The sequence below is a fragment of the Anaerotruncus sp. DFI.9.16 genome, from assembly GCF_024461615.1.
Classification (GTDB): domain Bacteria; phylum Bacillota; class Clostridia; order Oscillospirales; family Ruminococcaceae; genus Anaerotruncus; species Anaerotruncus massiliensis.
The window spans coordinates 1-7111 of record NZ_JANFZX010000087.1; the positions used below are offsets into that span (position 1 = coordinate 1).

Annotated in this window: 7 protein-coding genes, 2 tRNA genes and 2 rRNA genes; 4 read left to right on the forward strand and 7 right to left on the reverse strand. The window is 63.3% G+C overall.

Going from position 1 to position 7111, the window contains the following annotated elements; all coding sequences use genetic code 11:
• Nucleotides 1-140: 140 nt before the first annotated feature.
• Nucleotides 141-1616, reverse strand: a complete 1476-nt coding sequence (locus NE609_RS16305) for an ATP-binding cassette domain-containing protein (protein WP_256153124.1) — start codon at nt 1614-1616, stop codon at nt 141-143.
• Between the two features lie 11 nt (nt 1617-1627).
• A complete protein-coding gene (locus NE609_RS16310) occupies nt 1628-2221 on the reverse strand; it encodes an NERD domain-containing protein (RefSeq protein WP_256153125.1) in 594 nt (197 codons plus the stop codon).
• Between the two features lie 157 nt (nt 2222-2378).
• Here NE609_RS16310 and NE609_RS16315 point away from each other — a divergent pair, with 157 nt between their 5' ends.
• The 4 genes from NE609_RS16315 to NE609_RS16330 all read left to right on the forward strand — a co-directional run bounded on the left by NE609_RS16315 (nt 2379) and on the right by NE609_RS16330 (nt 5644).
• The gene (locus NE609_RS16315) at nt 2379-2882 is read left to right on the forward strand and encodes a DUF4358 domain-containing protein (RefSeq protein ID WP_158595650.1); all 504 of its coding nucleotides are present in this window, start codon (nt 2379-2381) and stop codon (nt 2880-2882) included.
• Between the two features lie 239 nt (nt 2883-3121).
• Entirely contained in the window at nt 3122-3910 is a 789-nt protein-coding gene (locus tag NE609_RS16320; RefSeq protein ID WP_256153126.1) for a heparan-alpha-glucosaminide N-acetyltransferase domain-containing protein, read from the forward strand.
• Between the two features lie 331 nt (nt 3911-4241).
• Nucleotides 4242-4823 (forward strand): transcriptional repressor LexA, encoded by a 582-nt coding sequence (gene lexA / locus NE609_RS16325; protein ID WP_256153127.1) that lies wholly within the window; start codon nt 4242-4244, stop codon nt 4821-4823.
• Between the two features lie 41 nt (nt 4824-4864).
• Nucleotides 4865-5644, forward strand: coding sequence for a Cof-type HAD-IIB family hydrolase (locus tag NE609_RS16330; protein ID WP_256153128.1), 780 nt, complete (start codon nt 4865-4867; stop codon nt 5642-5644).
• 46 nt (nt 5645-5690) lie between these two features.
• On the opposite strand, the gene NE609_RS16335 is transcribed toward NE609_RS16330, so the two are convergent.
• From NE609_RS16335 to NE609_RS16355, 5 genes are all read right to left on the reverse strand, one after another.
• Nucleotides 5691-6158: a GyrI-like domain-containing protein gene (locus NE609_RS16335; RefSeq protein ID WP_256153129.1), complete on the reverse strand. Its 468-nt coding sequence runs from the start codon at nt 6156-6158 to the stop codon at nt 5691-5693.
• A gap of 118 nt (nt 6159-6276) precedes the next feature.
• A 5S ribosomal RNA gene (gene rrf / locus NE609_RS16340) occupies nt 6277-6393 on the reverse strand.
• 3 nt (nt 6394-6396) lie between these two features.
• Nucleotides 6397-6472 (reverse strand) — tRNA-Asn (locus tag NE609_RS16345).
• Between the two features lie 50 nt (nt 6473-6522).
• Nucleotides 6523-6639: ribosomal RNA gene (gene rrf / locus NE609_RS16350) — 5S ribosomal RNA — on the reverse strand.
• A 267-nt stretch (nt 6640-6906) separates the two neighbouring features.
• Nucleotides 6907-6981, reverse strand: a tRNA-Glu gene (locus NE609_RS16355).
• Nucleotides 6982-7111 lie beyond the last annotated feature (130 nt).

Here is a 7111-nt window from a genome sequence, read left to right on the forward strand (position 1 = left end):
CGCCGCCGACTTTGGCCGAAGGCCAACCGGAGGCGGCGCGGGGGTCGCAGGGGCGAAGCCCCTCGTGCCTTCTTTGGTTCCTTTCTTGGGCAAGCAAGAAAGGAACTCACTGTCGGTCGACTACCGACAAACTCCGCCGCTCACTGAGCGGCGGCTCCGATCGCCTCCTGCACCGCCTCGCGGGAAAGCCCGGCGGCGGAGCCGCTCAGCGCGAGCCTGCCATCCCGCATGACGGCGATGTTGTCGCAGAGGCCGAACGCCTCGTCGATGTCGGCGGTGAGCCAGAGGACGGCCGCGCCCTTCTGGAGGAGCTTGTTCATCTCAAAATAGAGCCGCATCTTCGCGGGGATGTCCACGCCGGCGGTCGGCTCGCAGAGCAGGTAGACGAACGCCTGCTTGCGCATCGCGCGTTCCACCAGCTCCCGCTGGCGGTTTCCGCCCGTGATGTACTCCTGCTGCGGCCGGAGCATAACGTAGTTGCCAAGGGCCTTGCCCACGCTGGCCATCAGCCGTTTGGCGGAGATCGCCATGCGGCTGGCGGAGGTGTCCCGCTTGCCCGCGTTGACCGCGATCTCGCTCTCGCGGATCTCCTCCTCGTCCGCCTGGCTCGACGCGAGCACGATGCCCGCCCGCACCGCGGTGATCGGCGAGGGGATTTCGAGCAGCCCGCCGTTGAGGTAGACCCGCCCGCCGGTTTTGCAGAGCCCCGCGAGGCTGCGCGCGACGCTGAGCTTGCCCGACTGGGCGCCGCCCATGAACGCGGTCACCTGCCCGGCGCGCAGCGAAAGGCTCACGCCGGAGAAGTTCGGCCCCGAGAAGTCCTCGAGGCGCAGGACCTCCTTCCCGGCCTCCGGCCGCTCGCGGTAATAGATATTTTCCGATTTGATGCCGTAGACCGCCTCGATCAGCGCCTTCTCGTCGAATTCACCGGCGGGCGCGCTGCGCACGATCTCCCCGTCCTCCATGACCGAGATCGTGTCCGCGACCGCGAGCACCTCGTTCAGGTCGTGGGAAATGATCAGGAAGGCGCGGCCCTCCTGCTTGAGCCCGGCAATCGCGTCGTAAAGCCGCTGCTTTTCGCTCTCGTTGAGGTGGGTGGAGGGCTCGTCCAGCAGGATGATCCGCCCGTCGGTGACGATCGCGCGGGCGATCGCCGTGAGCTGGCGTTCCGCGTCGGTGAGGTTGCCCATCGGCGCGCGCGGGTCGATCTGGACGTTCATCTGGCGGAAGACCTCCTCGCACCGATGGAGCATCCGCCTGTTGTCCACCAGTCCGAGCTTGCCGCCCATGCGCAGCTCGTTGCCAAAAAAGAGGTTCTCATAGACCGGCAGATTCGCAAACATCTGCTGGTGCTGCGCCACGAGGATCAGCCCGTTTTTGACCGCGTCGGAGGTGTTTCGGATCTCGGCGGGCTGCCCGTCAATCAGCACCTGCCCTCTGTCGGGCGTAAAAACGCCCATGATCGTGGAAAAGAGGGTGCTTTTGCCCGAGGCGTTGCGCCCCACCAGCGCGTGCACCTCGCCGGGGCGCAGCGCGAGGTTGATCCCCCGCAGATAAAATTCGCTGCTGATGCGGCGGCTGACGCCGCGCAGTTCCAGCATATACCGTTCTTCCATCCCTACTCCCCTCAATTCTTCCGGGCGGCTTCCAGCACCGCCGCCACCGCCTCGACGTTGACCCCTCGGTCCTCGTCGAACCGCGCGCGGTTCAGGTAGCCGCGCAGCTTGCCCATCTTGATGACCTCCGGAGATTTGATATAGCTGATCGTCTTCTTGTCGTTAAAGGTGATGACCGCAACCTGCTCGACCGGCACCCGGTGTCCTGCGTCCCGGCAGAGGGTGAGCACCCGGCCGGAGCACTGGGCCGCCGCCCTGCGCGGGTTGGGCACCGAATACCGCTTGCCCTCGTCCGCGATGACCCACTGCTCCTCGTCGAGCCCGCCGAAGTATTCCCCGGCGTAGCAGAGGTCATAGACGAGCAGAACGCCGAAATAGCCCACGAGGATGTGGTCCGCCCAGCCGGAAAGACCGTTCGAGACGAGCACGGGGCTGTCGATCACCTTGCAGCCGCGCGGCGCGGCAAAACTGCGCAGCACGCGCGAAACCTTCCTGCGCTCCGAATCCTCCGTGCGGGGGTGCAGTTTTTTGTAGAGCACCAGCGCGGCGCCGGCGGCCAGCACCGCCACGCCGAAAAAAATCAAAAGTCCCCAAAACGTATCCATGTCAAACGCCCTTTCCCTATAGAATCGCCTTTGCTAATGATAGCAAATCGCGCCGGTTTTTGCAAGAACGCGGGCGCCCCGGGCGGCCCGCTTGACTAACCGGCGAAATCCGTTATACTTAAAAGGTGCCGAAACGGCCGGAAGGGAGGCTTCCGCCTTGAAAAGAACCATCGCGCTCCTCTGCGCGCTGCTCCTCTGCCTGACGGGCTGCCGTTCGGAGGGGCCCGGGCAGAACGCCGCCGTCGAAAGCGCCGGTCCCCTTGTGGAGACCGCCGAACCGGAAACGGCGATCGAAAAAATCTACGAGAACGTGACCGTCCGCGGGCTCACCGACGCGTCGGACGACGACCTGACCGATAAATTTTTCCTCGACGTCTCGATGCTCGACAGCTACTGGGTGCGTTTTTCCTCGGGGGATTTCGGGCTGGCCGACGTCTTCATCCTCAAGCCGTCCGAGGGGATGGAGCCCAAGGTGCGCGACGCGCTTGAGCAGGTGAAGCTCAACCGCGCCAAGGAGTTTGAAAACTATGACGTCTACGACGCCCACCAGATCGCGCAGGACGCGGTCATCTATGAGCAGGGCGGCTATCTCATCATGCTCATGCTCGCGGACACCGACGCCGCGCGGGACGTCATCGACCAGTACATTCCGAAGATTTGAGGGAAAGGGGCCGCGAGGCCCCTTTTTTGCCGCGTTTTCGCGGCGCGGACATGCTATCCTGTCCGGAGGAAGGGCCAGCGCCCGCCCCGGCCTGCGGCGGGTTTTCCGCCGTTTTGCCGCCGGAAGTCCCCCAAAAGCCCGCGGCTGTGCTATAATGCAGGCAGGGAATTTTTTCCTGTTTTCGGCCGCGCCGCCGGAACCGGGGGTTCCTTTCCATTTTCGCCAAGGAGGTTTGCGCCATGCCCCAGTCCCACTCCGCCGGGAAACCCGGCCGCGTCCTGCTCTTCGACGAGCTGCGGGGCCTGTCCATCCTGCTGGTCGTCATCTACCACGGCGCCTTCGACCTGATCGCCGTCTACGGCGTCAGGATCCCCATCTTCGACGCGCCGCTGCTCCAGAAGTTCCTGCAGCCCCTCTTCGCCGGGCTCTTCGTCTTCATTTCGGGCGCCGTCTCCCGTTACTCCCGCAGCAACCTGCGGCGCGGGCTCGCCTGTTTCGCCTGCGGACTGCTCATCACTCTCGTCACCGGCCTGCTCCCGATGGTGCCCGACCGCTTTGGCATCCTCCACCTGCTCGGCGCGAGCATGGTCCTCTTCGCGCTGCTGCGCCCCCTGCTCGACCGGATCCCCACCGCCGCCGGGTTCCTCCTCTTTTTCACCCTCTTCTTTTTCTGCCGGAGGGTGCCGGACGGCGTCTTCGGCTTTCCGCCCCTCGCCGCGCAGCTGCCCGAAAGCTGGTACACCGCCAGCCCCTGGCTCTTCCCCCTCGGGTTTCCCCAGCCCTGGTTTGAATCCGCCGACTACTTCCCCATCCTCCCCTGGACCCTTCTCTTTTTCGCGGGGTCCTATCTCGGGGTGTGGGCGCGCGCGGGCAGGCTGCCCCCTTTCTGCTACCGGGGACGCCTTCCCGCCCTCCAGACGGTCGGGCGCAAAAGCCTCTGGATCTACCTGCTGCACCAGCCGGTGCTCGTCCTCCTGCTCGGCGCGTTCGTCTGGCTCGCGCGCGGCGTGCTCGGCCTGCCCATCTGAGCGGGCGGCCCGGACGCCTCGCGGCGCAAAAAAAGGGCCGGATGCTCTGCAACATCCGGTCCAAGCTGTTTGAGGTGTGTTTTGAGGAGGGTAGAGATACTCAAAATGTTTGCGGCTAATCTTGAGTACATCTTTATTATAACCATTTTTCCGGGTGGTTTGTTAAGGATTCATGGCTACTTTTTAAAGAAAAGTCACTCTTTTTATAAACGAAATTTGAATATTGGTAACACCCGTTTCATCCTGTTAAAGTTTTTAGAACATACGTTTGCATTTTGGGACGTCTTCTGCTATACTGGAACCGAAAACAAACCATGCGGGAGGTGCCCATATGCAGCAGCTGTCACCGCGGGAGGCCGACATTCTCGAGGTCATCCGCACATCGATTGACGCCGGGGTGGTTCCCAGCGTCCGGGAGATCTGCGCGCGGCTGGGGATCAAATCGACCTCGACCGTGCACCGCTACCTCACGAGCCTCCAGGAGAAGGGCTACATCCTGCGGGAGGACAACCTCAACCGCTCGATCCGCCTGCCCCACAGCGAGGTGACGCGGGTCCCCGTCGTCGGCGCGGTGGCCGCCGGACAGCCGATCCTGGCGGAGGAGGTCATCGAGGACTACCTGCCTGTCGCGCTGCGCGGGGACGCGAAGGAGCTCTTCGCCCTGCGGGTGCGGGGGGACAGCATGATCAACGTCGGCATCTTCGACGGCGACCTGATCGTGGCGCGGCGCTGCGAGACCGCCCGCAACGGCGAGATCGTCGTCGCGCTGGTGGACGACGAGGCGACCGTCAAGCGCTTTTACAAGGAGAACGGCGGCTACCGCCTCCAGCCGGAGAACGACGCGATGGAGCCGATCTATACCGACCATGTGGTCGTCCTCGGGCGGGTGGCCGCCCTCTACCGGGAGTTCTGAATCTTTTGCCGCCGAGGGCGGCGGAAAGGCGGGGTTTCTGCTTGATTCGGGCAATCTTCTTTGACATCGACGGGACGCTGGTGAGCTTTTCGACCCACCGCATCCCCGAAAGCACCTGGCGCGCGCTTGACGAGGCACGCCGGAAGGGGGTCCTCCTCTTCATCGCCACCGGACGGCACACCTCCGTCATGCAGGAGGGGCACGTCCTCGGCGACTTCCCCTACGACGGCTATATCACGCTCAACGGGCAGTACTGCTATACGCGGGAGGGCATGGTCCACCAGAACTGCGTGCCCGCCGCCGACATCCGCGCGCTCGTGGAGCTGCTCGACCGCGACCCCTTCCCCTGCCTCTTCATGGAGAAGGACCGGATCTACGCCAACCGGATCGACGACAACATGCGTTCGGCCCACAAGGCGGTGAATCTTCCGCTGCCCGAGGTGGCGGACTACCACCGCGCGCTCCACCACGACGTCTACCAGCTCAACTTTTTCCTCACCCCCGAGGAGGAGTCCTACCCCCTCTCGCGGATGCCCGGCTGCGCCGCCACCCGGTGGAGCCCCTACTTTTCCGACATCACCCCGCGCGGCGGCTCCAAACGCATCGGGATTGAAAAGATGCTCGCCCACTTCGGCATCCCGGCCTCGGATACGATGGCCTTCGGGGACGGCGGCAACGACATCGAGATGCTGCGCTTCGCGGGCGTGGGCGTCGCGATGGGAAACGCGGGCGAGGAGGTTCGGCAGGCCGCCGACTACGTCACCGACGACGTCGACCACGACGGTATCCAAAACGCGCTGCGCCGGTTCGGCGTCATCTAAAAAAGAAGCCCTCTGCAAGGGGGGCTTCTTTTTTAGACGTTGGGTCTCAGTCCTTGCCGCGGACCGCGAAGAGCAGGTCAATCGACGGGGCTTTGCCCACGCTCTTTTCGGTGTGCAGCTCATATTCCAGGTTGCGCGCCGCATAGCCGCTCCCGGGAAGCCACTTCGTATAGAAATATCGCTTGGCCTCCCCCACCGCCGGGCCCCACAGAAACCCGAGCTTGGGGCGGACGGTGATCCGTGCGTAAAGGCCTGCCTCCAGCGTGAAGGCGGCGAGCGGCGGGGCCGCCAAATCCCCCGCGATCAAAAGCTCGAACGCCTCCGTCCGCGGGTCGTAATTCCGGGAGAGGACATAAAAAGGCAGGACCTCCCCCTCTTTTTTCCCGACGGCCTGATAATATTCCGCCGAGAGGCGGGGGATATCCTTCGAGACCGTCCGGTCGCTCGATTTGCCCCAGACGCCGTGGATTTCTTGCGCTTCCATCGTTTCCAGCGTAACGGTCAGGTTGGCCATATCGCATCCGCTCCGTTCTTTTTCAGTTCTCTTTCATCCTATCACTCCGCTCCTCCCGGCGCAAGGGCCCGCGGCCGGGAAAAAGAAAAAGCAGCAACATTGCTGTTGCTGCTTTTTGCGCCGGCACAGTCCTATCTTCCCGGGAAGTCTCCCTCCAAGTATTTTCGGCACCGCTGAGCTTAACTTCCGTGTTCGGGATGGGAACGGGTGGGACCTCAGCGTCATATGCACCAACGAATGGCTCCCCCTGTCTGGCTCGAACAGACGACCCTGCGGTTAACAGCCGCATGCTCTACCGACTGAGCTAAGGAGGAATATGAAGAATTTGAGATGCCAGCGTACAAAACAATTGTACGCTGGCAGGAGCTGGCATAGACCTATCTTCCCGGGAAGTCACCCTCCAAGTATTGTCGGCACCGCTGAGCTTAACTTCTGTGTTCGGGATGGGAACAGGTGGGACCTCAGCGTCATATACACCAGCCATACGGCTCGCTGCCCGGCTTCGCCGGAGCGCCGCTTTGCGGCGACGCTCGCTCAAAGGGCTTGCCAGCCCTTTGGATCCTGGCTTGTGTCGTCTTGCGACGACCCGGTCCTCCAAGCCTTCGGACCGGATTCTGAATAAGGAATGCCTTCGGCATCACAGCCTGCCCGGCCCTTCGCCCTCAAGCTTTCGGCCCTCGGACCAAATTCCGGATAAGGAGTGCCCTCGGCACAGCTCTATCTCAAGCGCTCTCGCGCTTTAGATCTTTGGTGACCCGTGCGGGAATCGAACCCGCGTTACCGGCGTGAGAGGCCGGTGTCTTAACCGCTTGACCAACGGGCCATATAGCGCTTCTCGCCTTTCGGCGAAGCTGCCCTCGGCCGACGCGCTCAAAGGGTCTCGCCGACCCTTTGGTTCCCGCTTCACGGACCCGGCCCTCCAGGCCTTCGGGCCGGATTCTCTATTATGAGTG